The 17,968-nt window shown below is 68.9% G+C and carries 18 protein-coding genes; 14 read left to right on the forward strand and 4 right to left on the reverse strand.

Going from position 1 to position 17,968, the window contains the following annotated elements; all coding sequences use genetic code 11:
* Positions 1 to 21 precede the first annotated feature (21 nt).
* On the forward strand, positions 22 to 1,128 hold the full coding sequence (locus C3L37_RS23485) for a glycosyltransferase (RefSeq protein WP_129116969.1): 1,107 nt from the start codon (positions 22 to 24) through the stop codon (positions 1,126 to 1,128).
* Positions 1,129 to 1,227: 99 nt separating this feature from the next.
* On the opposite strand, the gene C3L37_RS23490 is transcribed toward C3L37_RS23485, so the two are convergent.
* Both C3L37_RS23490 and C3L37_RS23495 read right to left on the reverse strand, forming a co-directional pair.
* Positions 1,228 to 1,695 carry a hypothetical protein gene (locus C3L37_RS23490; protein ID WP_129116970.1) on the reverse strand — a complete coding sequence of 156 codons (468 nt, stop codon included), beginning with the start codon at positions 1,693 to 1,695 and terminating at the stop codon, positions 1,228 to 1,230.
* 59 nt (positions 1,696 to 1,754) lie between these two features.
* Positions 1,755 to 2,585, reverse strand: coding sequence for a DUF2797 domain-containing protein (locus C3L37_RS23495; RefSeq protein ID WP_129116971.1), 831 nt, complete (start codon positions 2,583 to 2,585; stop codon positions 1,755 to 1,757).
* Between the two features lie 145 nt (positions 2,586 to 2,730).
* On the opposite strand from C3L37_RS23495, the gene C3L37_RS23500 reads away from it, so the two are divergent.
* The 4 genes from C3L37_RS23500 to C3L37_RS23515 all read left to right on the forward strand — a co-directional run bounded on the left by C3L37_RS23500 (position 2,731) and on the right by C3L37_RS23515 (position 5,768).
* Entirely contained in the window at positions 2,731 to 3,897 is a 1,167-nt protein-coding gene (locus C3L37_RS23500) for a S8 family peptidase (RefSeq protein ID WP_129116972.1), read from the forward strand.
* Between the two features lie 98 nt (positions 3,898 to 3,995).
* Positions 3,996 to 4,325, forward strand: a complete 330-nt coding sequence (locus C3L37_RS23505; RefSeq protein ID WP_129116973.1) for a BsuPI-related putative proteinase inhibitor — start codon at positions 3,996 to 3,998, stop codon at positions 4,323 to 4,325.
* 126 nt (positions 4,326 to 4,451) lie between these two features.
* Positions 4,452 to 5,195 (forward strand): DICT sensory domain-containing protein, encoded by a 744-nt coding sequence (locus C3L37_RS23510; protein ID WP_129116974.1) that lies wholly within the window; start codon positions 4,452 to 4,454, stop codon positions 5,193 to 5,195.
* A gap of 24 nt (positions 5,196 to 5,219) precedes the next feature.
* Positions 5,220 to 5,768, forward strand: a complete 549-nt coding sequence (locus C3L37_RS23515) for a tRNA (cytidine(56)-2'-O)-methyltransferase (RefSeq protein WP_129116975.1) — start codon at positions 5,220 to 5,222, stop codon at positions 5,766 to 5,768.
* 24 nt (positions 5,769 to 5,792) lie between these two features.
* On the opposite strand, the gene C3L37_RS23520 is transcribed toward C3L37_RS23515, so the two are convergent.
* Both C3L37_RS23520 and C3L37_RS23525 read right to left on the reverse strand, forming a co-directional pair.
* Positions 5,793 to 6,224, reverse strand: coding sequence for a GtrA family protein (locus C3L37_RS23520; RefSeq protein WP_129116976.1), 432 nt, complete (start codon positions 6,222 to 6,224; stop codon positions 5,793 to 5,795).
* A gap of 7 nt (positions 6,225 to 6,231) precedes the next feature.
* Complete coding sequence (locus tag C3L37_RS23525) at positions 6,232 to 7,650, reverse strand: sulfatase (protein ID WP_129116977.1); 1,419 nt, start codon at positions 7,648 to 7,650, stop codon at positions 6,232 to 6,234.
* 374 nt (positions 7,651 to 8,024) lie between these two features.
* Between C3L37_RS23525 and C3L37_RS23530 the strand changes: the two genes are divergently transcribed.
* The 9 genes from C3L37_RS23530 (at position 8,025) to C3L37_RS23570 (ending at position 17,967) form a co-directional block, all read left to right on the forward strand.
* Complete coding sequence (locus tag C3L37_RS23530; RefSeq protein ID WP_129116978.1) at positions 8,025 to 9,179, forward strand: permease; 1,155 nt, start codon at positions 8,025 to 8,027, stop codon at positions 9,177 to 9,179.
* 77 nt (positions 9,180 to 9,256) lie between these two features.
* On the forward strand, positions 9,257 to 12,193 hold the full coding sequence (locus tag C3L37_RS23535; protein ID WP_164974859.1) for a bacterio-opsin activator domain-containing protein: 2,937 nt from the start codon (positions 9,257 to 9,259) through the stop codon (positions 12,191 to 12,193).
* A gap of 166 nt (positions 12,194 to 12,359) precedes the next feature.
* Positions 12,360 to 12,641 (forward strand): DUF7835 family putative zinc beta-ribbon protein, encoded by a 282-nt coding sequence (locus C3L37_RS23540; RefSeq protein ID WP_129116980.1) that lies wholly within the window; start codon positions 12,360 to 12,362, stop codon positions 12,639 to 12,641.
* 52 nt (positions 12,642 to 12,693) lie between these two features.
* Entirely contained in the window at positions 12,694 to 13,218 is a 525-nt protein-coding gene (locus tag C3L37_RS23545; protein ID WP_129116981.1) for a transcription factor, read from the forward strand.
* Positions 13,218 to 13,883 carry a DUF2110 family protein gene (locus C3L37_RS23550; protein WP_129116982.1) on the forward strand — a complete coding sequence of 222 codons (666 nt, stop codon included), beginning with the start codon at positions 13,218 to 13,220 and terminating at the stop codon, positions 13,881 to 13,883. Before C3L37_RS23545 ends, C3L37_RS23550 begins: the two co-directional genes overlap by 1 nt.
* Positions 13,880 to 14,695 (forward strand): DUF5803 family protein, encoded by an 816-nt coding sequence (locus C3L37_RS23555; protein WP_129116983.1) that lies wholly within the window; start codon positions 13,880 to 13,882, stop codon positions 14,693 to 14,695. Before C3L37_RS23550 ends, C3L37_RS23555 begins: the two co-directional genes overlap by 4 nt.
* A 78-nt stretch (positions 14,696 to 14,773) precedes the next feature.
* On the forward strand, positions 14,774 to 15,472 hold the full coding sequence (locus tag C3L37_RS23560; RefSeq protein WP_129116984.1) for a competence/damage-inducible protein A: 699 nt from the start codon (positions 14,774 to 14,776) through the stop codon (positions 15,470 to 15,472).
* Between the two features lie 257 nt (positions 15,473 to 15,729).
* Positions 15,730 to 16,788, forward strand: a complete 1,059-nt coding sequence (locus C3L37_RS23565) for an ATP-NAD kinase family protein (RefSeq protein ID WP_129116985.1) — start codon at positions 15,730 to 15,732, stop codon at positions 16,786 to 16,788.
* A 147-nt stretch (positions 16,789 to 16,935) separates the two neighbouring features.
* Positions 16,936 to 17,967: a phosphate signaling complex PhoU family protein gene (locus C3L37_RS23570; protein WP_129116986.1), complete on the forward strand. Its 1,032-nt coding sequence runs from the start codon at positions 16,936 to 16,938 to the stop codon at positions 17,965 to 17,967.
* Position 17,968: the final 1 nt, after the last annotated feature.

Here is a 17,968-nt window from a genome sequence, read left to right on the forward strand (position 1 = left end):
CGCCTCCGCGAAACGTGGGTAATGGACGCGGTCGTCGCTTTCACGGACACCTACCTCCCGACGGTCAACGGCGTCACCTACACGGTGCAGACGTGGCGCGACCGCTGGCGGGCGCGCGGCGGTCGCATGGACGTCGTCTACCCCGCCGCCGACGGGTACGAACCGGGCCGCGGCGAGTATCCGATCCGAAGCCTCCCGTTTCCGTTCTACGAGGGGTTCCGGTTCGGCCTGCCGAAGGTTCCGGAGAGCGTCCGCGACGCCGACGTCGTCCACGCCCACACCCCCTTCGCCCTCGGACTGGGCGCGATGCGGCTCGCCAAGCGCGAGGGAACGCCGCTCGTCGCCTCCTACCACACGCCGACCGGCGAGTACGCCTCGTACCTGACCTCCCGAGAGCGGCTGGAGACGCGGATCGAGGGGCTGAGCGAGCGGTACGAGCGGTGGTTCTTCGACCGAACCGACGCGATCATCGCCCCGAGCGAGTCGACGCGGCGGCACCTGCTCGACGCCGTCGGCGTCGACGCGCCCGTTCGGGTCGTCCCGAACGGCGTCGACGTCGAGCGGTTCCGTCCGGTGGACGACGCCACGTTCCGAGAGCGACACGACCTCGGCGACGGCGCGCTCCTCGGGTACACCGGCCGGCACGGGTTCGAGAAGTGCCTCTCGGACGCCGTCGACGCCGTGGCGGGCGCGGACGTCGACGCGACGCTCGTCTTCGGCGGCGACGGGCCCGCGCGGCCGCACCTCGCAGCCCGGGCGGAGAGCCGCGGGGTCGACGCGCGCTTTCTCGGCTTCCTCGACCGCGAGGAGCTGCCGGCGTTCTACTCGGCGCTCGACGCGTTTCTGTTCCCCAGCCCCGTCGAGACGCAGGGACTCGTCGCGCTGGAGGCGAACGCCTGCGGCACGCCCGTCGTCGGCGTCGACCGCGGGGCGCTCGCCGACACGATCGTCGAGGGCGTCACCGGCTACCACTTCGACTCCGGCGACGTGGCCGGGTTCGTCGCGGCGATCGAGCGAGCGATCGAAGAGCGCGATCGCCTGCGCGAGGGCTGTCTGGATCGTCGAGCCGAGATCAGCGTCGAGCACGCGGTCGACAGGCTGGTCGAGGTGTACGCGGCGGTGCAGTAGCGGTGAGCGCGGCGGTGCGGTAGAAAAGATGGACGACGGCGCGGACCGCCTTCGACGGTTCGTCGGTCGGCGTCGTCCGCACCTCGACGCCGCTCGTTCTCACCCGTTGCCGTCTTCGAGCGCCTGCGCGATGCGCTGGAGCTGTCGCGTCGCGTCGCGCACCTCGTCGCGGAGCTGGCGAACCTCGCGGACGAGTTCCTCGTTGCCGACGTCGCTCTCGCGCTCGCCGGGGCCGCCCGCCGCGCCCGGCGGCCCGCCGCCCATGGCACCGGGACCGCCGGGGCCGCCGCCCATCATGCCGCTCATCATCTGCGCGAACGGGTTACCGCCCATGCCGGGGCCGCCGCCGGGACCGCCCATCACGTCCTCCGGGCTCGGCGGTTCCTCCCCTTCCTCGCGCTCTTGCGCGCGTCGCTCGCGGATCTCCTCGACGCGCTCGCGGAAGGACTTCTCCTCGCCCTCCGGCTCCGGTCCCGAGTCGGCCTCGGGCCCCGCGTCGGATTCGGACTCTCGCTCCGGTTCCGGCTCCGGTGTCGACGCCTCGTCACCTGGTTCGTCTTCGGGCATAGCTATGGGTTCGCAAGCCAGCCCGAAAAGGGTTGTTGCTCGCGGTCGAGAACGCCCGGTTACCCGAACGCTCCGAGGCTCGACTGGAGGTCCCGCGCGTCGGAGCCGGGTTCGACCTCGTAGCCCACGAGGTCGCGCAGGTCCACCGCGTAGGTGCTGCCGGCGCGATCGAGCACGAGCAAGCGCCCCTTCGTGCCGCGGACGGTCCCGGCGGCGATGGTCTCTGCCACTGGTCGGGCGTCGAGGTCGAGCCCGTAGTCGAACGAGAACGTCTCGATCGGGTCGAAGCCGTCGAGGAGCGCGCTCCACGCGTCCTCGTCGACCATCCGGTGGAGCCCCCGCCGCTTCGCCGGCGCGCGAACCCGGTCGGGGATCGTCTCCGCGATCCCGGCTTCGATCTCGCGGGCGATTCGGCCGTCCTCCACCGTCCGAACGTGCGCCGCCCGATCCGCGCCCTGTTCGCGGAGGCGCGTCTCCAGCCGCCACAGCTTCGTCACCCCGACCTTGAACCGCTCGGGCGCGAACGCCGCGAGGTACACGGCGTGGTCGTCGAAGCAGTCCATCTCGTCTTTCAGGCACGTCCCGGTGCACCGGGCGCAGACCCAGGTTCGCCGGTGGTCGTGGCAGTACGGCGCGTCGGACGCGTCGCAAGCGACGTGCTCGCCCTCGTGGAGGGTGCCCGCGCAGTGGCGGTCGAGCAGAGCGTACGATAGCTCCGTCCCCGGGTCGAGGGGGACGTACTCGACGGCGGAGGCCGCCCCGTCGTCGCCGGAACCCGTCCGATCCGCGCCCGTCGGAGGACCGTCGGCCCCGCGAGCGCCGATCCCGCGAGCGTCGGCGTCGCTCAAAAGGAGGCCGCCGTCCAGCGCGTCGTAGCCGACGATCTGCACACCCTCCGTAGCGGGCGTACCGATAAAGGCGTGTCCGTTGCGCTCGCTGCCGACTCAACTCGAACCACCGCAATCGGTGTTTACTAATGATACCCGAAATTTTAAGAGTAATATTTAATACTGAATGTAATTCATCTTGATCGCAATGTTACGAAATAGTGATGGTTCGACGCGGCGAAACGTTCTGAAAGCGGTCGGCGGTACGGCGGGGTTGGGCGGCATCACCCGCCTCGCGTCGGCGTCCGAGGGGAACACGGTCGAGGTGATCGTCGGGTTCGCCGGAAAGAGCGGCCGCCGCGCGGCGGCGAGCGAGGCCGCGTCGATCCACCGCGAGTTCGCGTTCGACGCGATGACGATCTCGGTCAACGAGAACGCGATTCCGGGGCTCCGAAACCGGGGGGACGTCAGGTACGTAGAGGAGAACGGGACGATGCAGGCGTTCGCGCAGACCGTCCCGTGGGGCGTGGATCGCGTGGACGCGCCGGTCGCCCACGACGACGGCTCGACCGGCTCCGGGGCGGACATCGCGATCATCGACACCGGGATCGACAGCGACCACCCCGACCTCGTCGACAACCTCGGCGAGGGCGAGGCGTTCGTCGAGTGCGGCGAGGGCGGGATCACGTGCGCCTTCTCGGGGAACGACAACAGCTGCAACGAGAGCTGGGACGACGACAACGATCACGGCACCCACTGCGCCGGCACCGCCGACGCCGTCGACAACGACGAGGGCGTCGTCGGCGTCGCGACCGAGGCGACGCTCCACGCCGTCAAAGTGCTCGACAAGCGCGGGAGCGGTACCTTCTCGGACATCGCCGCCGGCGTCGAGTGGACGGCCGACCAGGGGTACGACGTGGCGAGCATGAGCCTCGGCGCGAGTTCGGGATCCGAAGCCCTGAAAGACGCCTGCGTCTACGCGTACGACCGCGGCGTGCTCCTCGTCGCCGCCGCCGGCAACGACGGCCCCTGCTCCGACTGCGTCGGCTACCCGGCCGCCTACGACGAGGTGGTCGCCGTCAGCGCGACCAGCGAGGACGATTCGCTCGCCGACTTCTCCTCGACGGGTCCGGAGATCGAACTCGCCGCCCCCGGCGAGGACGTGTACTCGACGATTCCCGGCGGATACGACACGTTTTCGGGCACGTCGATGGCGTGCCCGCACGTCGCCGGCGCGGGGGCGCTGTTGATGGCCGAGGGGGATACGAACGCGGAGGCCCGCGACCGTCTCCGCGGGACGGCGGAGGACGTCGGCCTGTCGAGCGAAGAGCAGGGCGACGGCCTGCTCGACGCTGCGGCCGCGGTGGGGCTCTGAGAGTCCTTCGCGGGGTCCGTCCGGTTTCGTCGCCGCTTCGACGACGTCCGCGACGCGGGCCGCGGGAATTATACGGACGGCCGGCGGACCGTCGGAGCATGCTCGACGCGACCCTGTCCGTCACGCCGTCCGCAGACCGCGTTCGATTCGCCCTCGCGGTCGAGAACGCGGGCGACGACCCGATCACCCTCTCGTTCCGCGACGGCCGGCGCGCCGACTTCGTCGTCCGGTCCGACGGCGAGGAGGTCTGGCGCTGGAGCGACGGCCGGATGTTCACGCAGGTGCTCGCCTCGGAGACGCTCGACTCGGGCGAACGGGCGCGCTACGACGGCGAGTGGGAGGAGCCGACCCCGGGTTCGTACGTCGCGGTCGGCGTCCTCGCCGCCGACGGCGTCGACCTCGAAGCGGAGGCGTCCTTCTCCGTCTGATCCCCGCGATCCGAGCGCGACTGAACGTTCATGCGCTCGCGCGCCGTATCGTGAACCGCGGATCGTTCGGTTACGCCCCGCGAATCGCTCTCCCCGCGCCGCCCGCCGCGGCACGGAGGTCGAACCATGTCCCTGAAGGAACTCATCCGCGACCTCGAATCCCGCCGGAAGACGGTCACGATCTTCGCGCACGAGCCGGATCCCGGCCTCGCCGAGTACTTCGACGACTGGCACGTCTCCGTCGAGTACGAGCGGCTCCCGCGCGACGGCTACGAGGAGTTCGTCGTCGTCAGCGAGGGCGACGAGTACCTCGGGAGCGTCGGCGTCGGCGCGCTGGCCGCCCTCCAGTCGCCGCGAATCCGCGATCCGGGACGGCGCAAGCTCGCCGAGGCGGACCTCCACTACCTCCTCGAACTGCTCGACGACTCCGTCTTCTCCTCGTTCGATCGCCGGCAGATGCTCGCGGCGTCGCGGGAGTTCGAGGACCGCGCCGCGCGGGTCGGGCGCGGGACGCTCTCGGCCGGGTTCCAGTCGCTGTCTGCGATGCGGCGTCAGCTCCCGGTCTACCGGGAACTCGCCTCGCTCCCCGGACTGTCGGTTCACGTCTACGGACGGGCCGACTGGGACCCCCCCGACGTTCCCGGCGTGGTCGTCCACCGGCTCGCCGACGGGGAACTCGCGGACGTCTGGTTCGTCGCGTACGACGGGGGCGGCAACCCGATGTACGAGTGCGCGCTGGTCGCCGAGGAGGTCGGACCCGGAGATTTCTACGGCTTCTGGACGTACGACCCGGCGCTGGTCGACCGCGTGTTCGACGCGGTCCGAGAGGCCGCGGCCGGCGACCCCGTCGACGAAAACGAAACCCCCTAACCCGCGGGCTCGTTCGGTTCGTTCATGCAGGGAGAGCACGAAGTGGTCGTCCTCAGGCTCGGGCACAGACCGGGGCGGGACGACCGCATGACGACGCACGTCGCGCTCACGGCGCGCGCGCTCGGCGCGGACCGGGCGATCCTCGTCGGCGACGCGGGGCAGTCGGCCGAAACCGTCGCCGACATCACGGCGCGCTTCGGCGGCCCCTTCGACGTGGAGGTGAGAGAGTCGTACCGACCGCTCCTGCGCGACTGGGAGGGGACGATCGTCCACCTCACGATGTACGGCGAGCGCGTGGAGGACGCGGCGGCTGACGTAAGGGAGGCACACGCCGAGGGACCGCTGCTCGTCGTCGTCGGCGCGGGGAAGGTGCCGTTCGAGGTGTACGAGGCGGCCGACTGGAACGTCGGCGTCACGAACCAGCCGCACTCGGAGGTCGCCGCGCTGGCCGTCTTCCTCGACCGCCTGTTCGACGGTCGGGAACTCGACCGCGAGTGGACCGACGCGGAGCGGCGGGTGATCCCGCAGGCGACGGGCAAGCGCGTCGAAGCGGCCGACGACGCGTCGGAGTGAGCGAAAGAGATCGGAGACGTCCCCTCACGCCCCCCACGTCCAGCGCGTGTCGAGGAGGTACCGGTAGAAGCCGGAGACGAAGATCGCGCCGCCGTTCGCCACGAGGTACTCCAGCCCTCCCCACGCGACGAGCGCGTACAGCAGGCCGACCTGGATCGGGATCGCGGATCCCCGGACGAGGTTCGTCCTGAACAGCCCGGTCAGGTATTCGCCCCTGGTGGCGTGGCGCACCCGTTTGAACGTCCACACGTTGTTGGCGACGTACTGTGCGACGATCGTGATCTCGATCGCGACGACGGCCCCGACGAGGTAGTACAGCCCCGCGACGTCGACGAAGAACCAGAGCAGCACCGTTTGCAAGCCCGCCGCGACGGAGCCGACGCTGAAGAATCTCAGCAGTCGCGCGATCCGACGATCGTCGACGCACCGGTCGAGTCGCGGCAGTTCCGGGCTCATCGGTGGCTCACTGGTAGCCCAACGCCGTGAGTCGGTCCGACACGTCGTCCGGAACCGAGTCGTCCGCGTCGGCGTTCGCCCTCTCCCGTTCGATCCGCTCCGCGTGCGCGTCCACGATCGGGTCCAGCGCCACCCTCGCCTCGTCGGCCTCACGATCGGATCGATCGACGAGGTCGCGTTGCTCTCCGGGGTCGGCCCGCCGGTCGTACAGTTCGCGATCGCCGGTCGCGGTGTTCTTGATGTAGGTCCACCGTTCCGTGCGCGCGCTCACGAGCACGTCGCCGTCGGCCGGTCGCCGGGGAATCGGCTGCTGGGTCGTCTGCTCGCCCTGAACGGTCACGGAGACGGTGGGATCGGTCTCCAGATCCGTCTCGCCGCGCACCGCGGGGTACACTGACGCGCCCTCCCAGGCGTCCGGCGGCTCGACGCCGAGGGCGTCGCAGATCGTCGGCGGAATCGATTCGAGACCCACGTTCTCGCGCAGCGCCTGCGCGCCCCCCTCGGGGGAGTCCACGATCATCGGGACGTGGATCAGCTCTTCGTACAGTTTCGGATAGTGTGCGAGGTGGCCGTGTTCGAGGAACTCCTCGCCGTGGTCGCCCGCGACGACCAGCAACGTGTCGTCGGCCGCGCCCGTGTCAGCGAGCGCGGCGCGGAGCCGACCGATGCTCGCGTCGACCTGCCTGATCGTCCCGTCGTACAGCGCCTTCAGGTCGCTCAACGTTCGGTCGTCGACCGCCAGCCCGAGGCCCGTCCTCGCGTGCGCCCGCAACATCCGAAGCGTACTCAGCCGGCGGGGCGAGACCTCGCGCAGGTGGCGCGGGGCGGGGAAGTACGGCGTGTGGACGTCCATGTAGTGGACCCAGAGGAAGAAGGGCGAGTCGGCGTCGCGGATGAACGCCTTGGCGCGGCGCTCGACGTCGAGCAACCGCGAAGTGTCCGTGATCTGTTCGTCGTCGGCCTCCCCTCGCAGACGTCTGGCGATGCGGTAGAACGGCGACGCGCCGAGCTGGAGCCACGCCTGCACCGTCGGGTGCGCGGCGAGGTACTTGCTGTAGGGGCTCGTTTCGGAGCCGGTGACGAACGTCTCGAACTCGTCGAAGCCGCGGTCGTACCCCCAGTGTTCGGTCAGAAATCCGTTCGCGGCGTTGAATCCGGCGGTGGCGACGCCCTCGGACCGAAGCGCCTCCGCGATCGTCCGCGCCCCGGCGCCGATGCTCCCGCTCTCGACGAACACGGGCGAAGACGAGAGGATGCTCGGAAACGAAAACGGCGTCCAGTTTCCGTGCGCGAACGCGTTCGTGAACACGGTGCCTCGCTCGGCCAGCTCGCCGATGACCGGCGTCTTCTCGCTGTCCGATCGCGGGGACACCGCGTCTGCGCGGAGGGAATCGACGGTAATCAGTACGGCGTTAGTAACAGCCATGTTGTGCTCTTTCACCGATTTGGGCGGCGATCTCTCGATCTCCGTGTCTACCGCGTCAGTCCGTCCGATCTGCGCGCGCGCTCGCCGGCGGATTCGATGCCGCGTTGCATCCGTGACTGGATGGTTAGTCGGCAGGCGGTATTCACGTTTTCGATACTGTCGACGACGCGCCAATCCCGACGCCGCAGCCGTTTGACGGCCGAAATCGGCGTATTGAGGCCCTGATTCGCCGAATTCGTCCCGGAATCGCGGCCCGGCGATTTCGAACTGTCGGATCCCTATCCCGAATCGGTGTGAATTCCAAACTCACCCCGGTGCGAATGCCGGAGTCGTTAGCCGCAATCGGGTAAAGCGAGGCCCGATTACACGGTCGCATGAGCGTCACAGGGTCGCTCGTCGAGGCGGCGTGGTTCGTGAGCGAGATGACGTGGAAGACGTGGTGGGCGCTGGTGCTGGGATTCACCGTCGCCGGCGCGGTGCAGGCGTTCGTCAGTCAAGACGAGATGGTCGACGTACTCGGCGGCAGCGGCGTGCGCGAGATCGGGCTCGGATCGTTCTTCGGGTTCCTCTCGTCCAGCTGTTCGTTCGGCGCGGTGGCGACGACGAAGTCGCTGTACGAGAAGGGTGCCTCGCCGGCCGCCTCGCTCGCGGCGTTCCAGTTCGCGAGCACCAACCTCGTCGTCGAGATCGGGCTCGTCATGTGGATCCTGCTCGGCTGGCAGTTCGTCGCCGCCGACTTCTTCGGCGGCGCGGTGCTCATCCTGCTCCTCGCCGCGGCGTTCGCGCACGCCGTCCCGGACGAGTGGTTCGAACGCGCGCGCGAGCACGTTCGAAACCTCGGCGACGACGGTGGTCACGACCACGGCGGCGACCACGATCACGGCGACGACGGCGACGACTGGGCCGAGGCGAACGACTGGACCGACAAGCTGCTGACGGCGCGCGGCTGGCGGCGGACGTTCCGGAACGCGATGAACGAGTGGTCGATGCTGTGGACCGACATCGCGGTCGGTTTCGTCGTGGCCGGCCTGATCAAGGCGTTCGTTCCGGCGTCGTTCTGGACGCGACTTTTCACCCTCGCGCCCGAGGGAACGCTCGCGTGGGTGCTTTTGGGCTGCGTGATCGGCGTCGCCGTCGGCGTCCTCACGTTCATCTGCTCGGTCGCGAACGTGCCCTTCGCGCTCGTGCTCTGGCAGAACGGGATCCCCTTCGGCGGCGTGATGTCGTTCATCTTCGCCGACCTCATCGTGCCACACATCGTCAACATGTACCGGAAGTTCTACGGCGCGCGGCTGGCCGCCGCGTTGTTCGTCTCGATCTTCGCGGCCGCCGCCGTCTCGGGGCTGATCGTCCACTACGCCTGGGCGGGACTCGGACTGATCCCCCAGCAGGGACAGGTCGGGGGAACCGCCCCGAGCGGCTACACGACGGTGCTCAACGCCGTCTTCTCCGTCGTCTTCCTCGCGCAGGTCTACGTGTCGTTCTTCGAATCGCGAGGGGAGCGCGAGAAGGCGACGACGGCGGACTGAACGCCGACCGTCTGCGAAGCAGTCATTCGTTTCCGTTGACGGAAACCGTTTTGTCGGCGGCGACCGAGACTCGCGGTGTGACTTCCGGTAGTTCCACCGACGCCCTCGAAGAACTCCGTTCCGTTTTCGACGGGCCGGAGACGTACTCGGAGCCGCTAACGACGGTCGAAGTCGCCGACGCGCTCGGGTGCAGCCGACGCACGGCGTACAACAGGCTGGATCGACTCGCGGAGCGGGGCGAACTCTCGACGAAGAAGGTCGGCGCTCGCGGACGGATCTGGTGGCGACCGCTCCGGGGCCCCGACGCGCGGACCTCCGGCGGGATCGCGAAGCGTCGAGAGGAACACTACCGAATCGCCCTCGAAAACCTCACCGACACGGTGTTCGTCACGGACGACGAGGGCGCGTTCACGTTCGTCTGCCCGAACGTCCACTTCATCTTCGGGTACACGGCGGACGAGGTCGCCGAGATGGGGACGGTCGACGCGCTGCTCGGCGAGAATCCGATCTCGACGGAGGGGCTCGAGGAGACGGGCGAACGCTCCGACGTCGAGCGGACGGTAACGGACAAAGCGGGGGACGAGCACCACCTGTGGATCACAGTCAGACCGGTTTCCGTCGGAGACGGAGCCGTCCTGTACGTGTGCCGCGACGTCACCGACCGAACGGCCCGCGAACGGGAACTCCGACGGGAGCGAGAGTTGGTGGAGCGGATCTTCGAGACGAGCCCGATCGGACTCGGGATCGTCTCCCACGACGGCGGCCTCGAGCGGACGAACGCGCGGGCGGAGGCGATGACGGAGTCGCTCGCGGACGAGGTGATCGAGGGGTGCGACTTGCGGGACGTCGAGGTGTACGACGCCGACGGGTCGCCCGTCCCCTTCGAGGAGCGTCCGACGCAGCGGGCGCGGAAGACGGGCGAGCCGGTGTACAACGCCGAGTTGGCCGTCGATCGAGACGGCGAACGGACGTGGTTTTCGGTGAACGCCGCGCCCCTCCCGACGCGCGACGGGGAGCCGGATCGAACGGTGGTCGCCGCGGAGGACGTCACGGAACGCAAGGAGCGCACCCGCCGGCTGAAACGACAGCGCGACGACCTCAGGCGCGAGCTGGAGGACGCGTTCGATCGCGTCGACGACGCGTTCTTCGGTGTCGACGACCGGTGGCGGTTCACCTACGCCAACGAGCGAGCCGAGGATCTCCTGGAGAAGACCGAAGCCGAGTTGATCGGCGACAGCCTCTGGAAGGAGTTCCCGGAATCGGTCGGATCGACCTTCGAGGAGGAGTACGCACGCGCGATGAGAACCCAGCGACCGGTGACCTTCGAGGAGTACTACGAACCGCTCGGCGCGTGGTTCGAGGTCCGGGCGTACCCCTCCGAGACGGGCCTGTCGGTATACTTTCACGACGTCACGGAACGGAAGACGCGGGAACGGGCGCTAGAGGAGTCCGAGCAGCGCTACCGCACGCTCGCCGAGCACTTCCCGAACGGTGGTGTGGCGCTGTTCGACGAGGAACTGCGATACACGCTCCTCGAAGGGTCGATCTTCGACGAGGCGCAAAAGCGCGAGGCCGTCGGCGAGCGGGCGGGGTCGCTGTCGCCCGATCCCGAGACGCGTGAGAAGGTGGTGCGCAACTACCGCGCCGCGCTGGACGGCGAGACGAACACCTACGCGTTCGACCTGGGCGAGCGGTCGTTTCGGGCGTGGACGATCCCCGTGATTGACGGGGACGACGAGGTGTTCGCCGGCATGGTGATGACGCAGGACGTCACGGAGCGAAAGCGCCGGGAGCGACAACTCGAACGGCAGCGCGAGCGACTCGCGGCGCTCGTCAACGTGAACGGCGTCGTCCGCGAGATCAACGAGGCGCTCGTGGGACAGTCCACCCGCGAGGAGATCGAGCGGGTGGTGTGCGAACGACTGGCCTCTTCGGAATCCTACCGGTTCGCCTGGATCTGCGAGATCGACCCGAGAACGCAGTCGGTTCGGCCGCGGGTGGAAGCCGGCGTCGACGGCTACCTCGACGAGATCCCCCTCTCCGTGGATCCGGGTGCGGCGACGGGCCGAGGACCGGCCGGTCGGGCCGCCCAGACGGGGGAGATGCAGATCGTTCGGGACGCGTTCGCCGATCCGGACTTCGAGCCGTGGCGGGAGCACGCCCGCGAGTACGGGTACAGGTCCGTGGCCGTGATCCCGATCGTCCACGAAGGGACGCTCTACGGACTCCTGGGGGTGTACGCGGCTCGCTCCGGCGCGTTCGCTGACGAAGAGCGGGCGGTCGTCGGTCAGCTGGGAGAGCTCGTCGGCCACGCGATCGCGGCGATAGAGCGCAAGCGAGCCCTGATGGGCGACGACGTCGTCGAGATCGAGTTCCGCCTCCAGAACGTGCTCGACGTCCTGGGGATTTCGACGCCGGCGGAGGGAACGGTCACCTTCGACAGCACGGTTCCGGTCGGCGACGGGACGTTCCTCGAATACGGGACCACCGACGACGACGCGATCGACGCCCTCGAAGCGCTCGTCGAGCGGCTTCCCCACTGGGAGGACGTGTCGGTGCTTCGCCGGGAGTTCGGCGACGTCGGTTTCGAACTACGGCTCGCCGATCCGCCGGTGGTCTCCGTCGTCACCTCCCACGGCGGCTACGTCGACGAGGCGGCCATCGAGGACGGAGACTACCGCATGACCGTCCACCTGCCGCCGAGCGCGGACGTCCGGTCCGTCGTCGACACCGTCGGCGACGCGTACCCCGACGTCGAGACGGTGACCCAGCGACGGGTGTCCCGTTCGGAGGACTTCCCGGAGCGCGTCGAACGGACCGTCGCGGAGGACCTGACCGAACGCCAGCGGGCGGCCCTCGAAGCGGCGTTTCACTCCGGCTTCTTCGAGTGGCCCCGAGACAACTCCGGGGAGGCGGTCGCCGACTCGCTCGGCGTGTGTCCGTCCACGTTCCACCAGCACGTCCGTCTCGGCGAACGGAAGTTGCTGGCCGCGCTCTTCGGCGAGTCAGAGTGACAGATATCCGACTGCAATATTTTGGGTGTAGTGCTTATGCGATTTCGGCGGTCACTCTCCACGTAGTGATCACCCGCCGCGCGCATACTCGTCGTTCGCGCGCCGTTCGCGTCGACATCGATCGCACGCCGGCGAGAACGAAACCGATCACGAGGAGAAACGAGGAGTGAATCAGAACGACCTCGCGCAAAACGAAACGCTGGAAGCGTGCCGCCGGTGCGGTCGTGAGACGATCCACCGGATAACGATCGCGCTCGAACGGACGACGGACGGCGAGGACGTCGCCCCGGAGAACGTCAAGTTCGCCCGCAAGCCGACCCGAACCGCCGTCTGCGTCGAGTGCGAAGCGAGATCGGGCGCGACTCCCGGCGAACGCGAGCGCGAGACGGAGCGCCGTGCCGTCGACTCGAGGTCGGGCGGCCCGCCGGATCGCACTTGGTGCAACTGACCGATCCGAGCATCCGGTGGCTTTAAACTCCTTTACGGCCCACCTAGTGGCAATGGCTTTTGAGGACCTGCTGAACGACCCTGTCATCCAGAAGTACCTCCACGAGCTGGTTGGACCGACGGGGATGCCGGTCGCGGCCGCGCCGCCGGACGGCGAGGTCACGGACGAGGAGTTGGCCGAGAAGCTCGATCTCGAACTCAACGACGTTCGTCGGGCCCTGTTTATCCTCTACGAGAACGATCTGGCGTCCTACCGCCGCGTCCGCGACGAGGACTCGGGGTGGCTCACCTACCTCTGGACGTTCGAGTACGAGAACATCCCGGAGAACCTCGAAGATGAGATGTACCGCCTCCTCGACGCGCTGGACGAGCGCGAGGAGTACGAGCGGACCCACGAGTTCTACCTCTGTGAGATCGACTCGATCCGCTTCGAGTTCGGCGAGGCGATGGACTTCGGGTTCGAGTGCCCCGAGTGCGGTTCCCCGCTGGAGGCGATGGACAACTCGCGGCTCGTCGAGGCGATGGAGCGCCGCATCGACGAACTCCGCCGGGAACTGAACGTCGACGTCACGGGCTAATGGTCGTACTCGCAACGAAGTGCTACGTGGGAGGCGACGCCCGCGAACGCGCGCTCGACGGTCTCGCGTCGATGGTCGAAAACGACCTCGGCGAACTCGACGTCGAGTACGAGATCGGGGTCCGCCACGACGAGTTCGTCTCGGTCACCGTCTCGGGGGCGGACGAGGCGGTCGCGCGGAACCTCCTGCGCGAGCGGTGGGGCGAGATCCCGTCGCGCCTCGAAGCGGGCGAAACGTACGTCGGCACGCTGGAAGGATGGGACGACGAGGGGCTCGTCCTCGACGCGGGCCGAGAGGTCACCATTCCCGCCGACGAGCTCGGTCTCGGGCGGGGATCGCCGGTGCAGATCCGCGAGCGGTTCGGCCTCGTCCAGCACGTCCCGCTTTCGTTCGTGTACGGCGAGCCGTCGCGGCTCGCCGACGAGGAGCGCGATCGGCTGTACGGCTGGACGCGCGGCCCGGGCCGCGTGAACGTGAACAGCGCGACCCGCGGCGAGGTGCGCGCGACGGTGAACCGGGCGGGCCACGCGCGCGACATCGTCACCGTGGAGCGGCTCGGCCTGCTCGAACAGAGCGTCGTCTGCGGCGAGGACACCGATCCGCCGGGGTTGCTCGCGAGCATCGGACGCTACCTCCCGGCGGAGCTTCGCTGCGTCATCACATGAACCGCCGCCTCGTTCTCGGCGTCGCCTGTCTCGCCGCGCTCGTTCTCGCGGCGGGCTGTACGGGACTTTTCGGGGCCGATCCCGTCGAGGACGACCAGCTCAACGAGAACCCGCCCGAGGGGTACGATTACGAGGCCGGCTGGAACAGCGACGCGAACGCGCACATCACGATCACGGACGGCGCGAAGTTTCTCGCCGTCTACCGCGTGCAGGACGACCGCATCGAGCTCTACCGGGAGGACGGCTTCGGCGGACAGAACGCCATCTCCGTCTCCGCCGTCCGGTACCGGTACCCCGACGGGACGGTGATCAGGGGGTCCGAATTCGACGAACACGGCGGCAGCGTCGAGCGGACGAACGACGCGGTCGTCGTAACGTTGCCGACGGATCGACCCGACGACGCCCCCGGAAAGCTCGCGTTCACCGCGGACAGCACGCCCAAGCAGTTCACCCTGCCGACGTTCGTCGAGGGCTCCTACGAGGTCGTGCTGCCCGAAGACCGCAAGGTCGACTTCTTCCTGTTCGGCCGCGTGATCCCGGACGACTACGAGACGACCACGGACGACCGGAACCGGGTTCACATCACGTGGGAGAACGTCGACGCCGACTCGATCGCCGTCCGGTTCTACCTCGAACGCGACCTCACGATCTTCGGCGGCATCGCCGTCGCGCTCGGCCTCGTCGGCGTCGGCGGGCTGTTCTACTACCGTCGGAAGATCGAGAAACTGAAAGAGGAGCGACGAGAACTCGGGCTCGACGTCGACGTGGACGACGACGACTTCGGGCGGGGTCCGCCGCCCGGTATGAAGTAGCGACCAGCGAACCGGCCGGAACCGGCAGTCGGCGCGCCGGTCGGCGCGCTTTTACCCGTCACGCCCCTCCGTCGGACCATGCGAATAGCGGTGGTCACCGTCGGCGACGAACTGTTAGCCGGCGACACGGTGAACACGAACGCGGCGTGGCTCGGAACGCGGCTCGGCGAGCGCGGCGTCGCGGTCGAGCGCGTGACGACCGTTCCGGACAGGGTCGCCGACGTCGCCCGCGTCGTCAACGAGTACCTCGCCGAGTACGACGCGGTGATCGTCACCGGCGGGCTGGGCCCGACGCACGACGACCTGACGATGGAGGGCGTCGCCGCCGCGGTCGGCCGAGCGGTCGAGGAACACCCGGAAGCGGTCGAGTGGCTCACGGAGCACGGCGGCTACGTCGCGGAGAACCTCGCGGAGGGGACGGCGCACCTGCCGGCGGGCGCGCGGGTGCTCCCGAATGAGGTCGGCGTCGCGCCCGGCGCGGTCGTCGAGTCCGTGTACGTCCTCCCCGGGGTCCCCGCGGAGATGAAGGCGATGTTCGAACTGGTCGAAGGGGAGTTCGAGGGGACGCCGACGTACTCGGAGACGGTCGTCACGAGCGAGCCCGAAAGCGGGCTCCTCGACCGGATTCGTGGGGTTCGGGAGGCGTTCGACGTGACGGTCGGGAGCTACCCCGGCGAGAACGTCCGGCTGAAGGTCACGGCGGCCGACCCGGAGACGGCCGAACGGGCGGCCGGGTGGCTCCGCGAGCGGGTCGATCTCGTCGAAGACGGGGCGTGAGGCGCGCTACCGGTAGAGATAGAGCAGCCAGACGACGGTGAGAAGCAGGCTCGCGAGCAGCACGACGGCCCCCGTTTCGGCGATGGGAAGGGCCTCCCCGGTCGTTGCTAGCGGTATCATGTGCGGGGGTAGCCGGGGCGGGCGCTTAAAGCTTGAACATCCGGCGACCGCGGACGGTCTCGGACGGACGGTCCGCACTCTCCCCTCCCGCCGCCGGACCCGCGGCGCTTTTGACCTCCCCGCGTTCACGTCCGCACATGCGAATCGGCGTCGTGGTCAATCCCGTCGCGGGGATGGGCGGTCGGGTCGGACTGAAGGGGACCGACGGGAAGGTCGAGGAGGCGCGCGCCCGGGGGGCGCAGCCGCGCGCGCCCGAGCGCGCCCGGCGGGCCCTCTCCGCGCTCCGCGCGAACGCGCCGGACGCCGAGATCCTCTCCTACGGTGGACCGATGGGTGAGAGCGCCGCCCGCGAGGCGGGCCTCGATCCCGACGTCGTCGGCCGACCCGACGACGAGGAGACGACCGCCGCGGACACGAAACGCGCCGTCGAGGCCTTCCTCGACCGCGGCGTCGACCTCGTCCTCTTCGTCGGCGGCGACGGGACCGCCGCGGACGTCGCGGACGCGCTGGGGGGGAGCGAAACCCCGATGCTCGGCGTCCCCGCGGGGGTCAAAGTGTACTCCTCCGTGTTCGCCGTCTCGCCCGAGGACGCGGGCGAGGTCGCGGCGGCGTTCGACCGGACCGAAGCGCGCGAGGTGATGGACATCGACGAGGACGACTACCGCGCGGGCGAGGTGCGCCCCGAGCTTCGTGCGGTGGCGCGCGTCCCCGTGGCCGACGACCTCCAGTCGTCGAAGCAGCTCGGCGGCGGAACCGTCGAGGCGCTCGCCGCGGGGGTCGCCGCCGAGGTCGAACCGGGGGTCACGTACGTGCTCGGTCCCGGTAGCACCGTCGGCGCGGTGAAGCGGGCGCTGGGATTCGAGGGATCGCCGCTCGGGGTTGACGTGTGGCGCGAGGGTGAGGTGCTCGTCCGCGACGGGAGCGAGGCGGAGATCCTCGACGCGCTCGGCGAGCGAAACGTGGTCGTCGTCTCCCCCATCGGCGGGCAGGGGTTCGTCTTCGGCCGCGGCAACCCGCAGCTCTCGCCGGACGTGATCCGCCGCTGCGACGTGGAGGTCGTCGCGTCGCGCGCGAAGCTCGACGACCTCGGCGTCCTCCGGGTCGACACCGACGATCCGGCGCTGGACGAGGCGCTTCGCGGGTGGACGAAGGTCCGGGTCGGCCGGTTCGAACGGAGGATGATGCGGATCGACTGACGGCCGCCGCGGCGATCCCACCGGCGCGATCACGTGGGATCGGCGGCGGCCGCGCGCTTCGGACACGTTTAATCACACTTCACCTCTTTTGACACGTATAATCGACGTACAGTGAAGATTAAGGTCATTGCAGGGATAGAGGTTGGCATGGAAACGCGGAAGGTCCAGCGACTGGGACCGTCGACGCTGGCGATGACGCTGCCCGCCGAGTGGGCGAAGGAACACGGCGTGAACAAGGGGGACGAGGTCTCCATCCGGATGGGTGGGAAGGGGACGCTCACCGTGCTGCCCGAGTCGGCGAGCACGGAGGACTCCGAGGCGGTCATCCACGCGGACAACCTCGACGCCGACGCGCTCGAACGCGCCATCGTCGCGCAGTACGTCCTCGGTCGCCGCGTCATCCACGTCCAGCAGGAAGACGGCGCGCTCGACAGCGAGCACATCAACGCGGTGTACAAGGCCGAGACGCAGCTCATGGGGCTCGGCGTCATCGAGGAGACGCCCGAGAGCATCGCCATCCGGTGTTCGGTCGACCCGGAGGACTTCACACTCGACAACCTCCTCGAACGGCTGGAGAACACCGGGAGCACGATGCGCGGGGAGGCGGTGAAGGCGCTCGCGCACGGCAACCCCGACCTCGCACAGCGCGCGCTCAACCGCGAGCGACAGGCGAACAAGATCTTCGTCCTGCTGCTCCGGCTGATCTTCACCGCCTACCAGAACCCGAACCTCTGTCGGGCCGTCGGCCTCGAATCCGGGTTCCCGCTCATCGGCTACCGGTCGGTGGCGAAGAACCTCGAACTCACCGCCGACAACGCGGAGGACATCGCGGAAATCGTCCTCAACACCGAGGGACACACCCTCGACATCGACTCGGCGACGATGCGGCGCATCCGCGAGTACACGGACCAGGTCGACGAGATCACGGTCAAGGCCGTCCGGTCTGTCGTCGACCGCGACTACGACCTCACGGTCGAGGTCAGACACCTCTTCCGCGAGATCACGGACCGCGAGAAGGACATCCTCGGCGACCTCCCGGAGATGTCGAACCGCGAACTGCTGCAGATCCGCGAGGTGCTCGTGAGCCTCCAGCAGACCGCCCAGTACGCGATGCGGAACGCGGAGATCGCCGCGAACCTGGCGCTGAACGAGGAGAGCGAACACGTCACGATCACCTGAA

It is taken from the genome of Halegenticoccus tardaugens (assembly GCF_004116405.1).
In the GTDB taxonomy this organism is placed as follows: Archaea; Halobacteriota; Halobacteria; order Halobacteriales; family Haloferacaceae; genus Halegenticoccus; species Halegenticoccus tardaugens.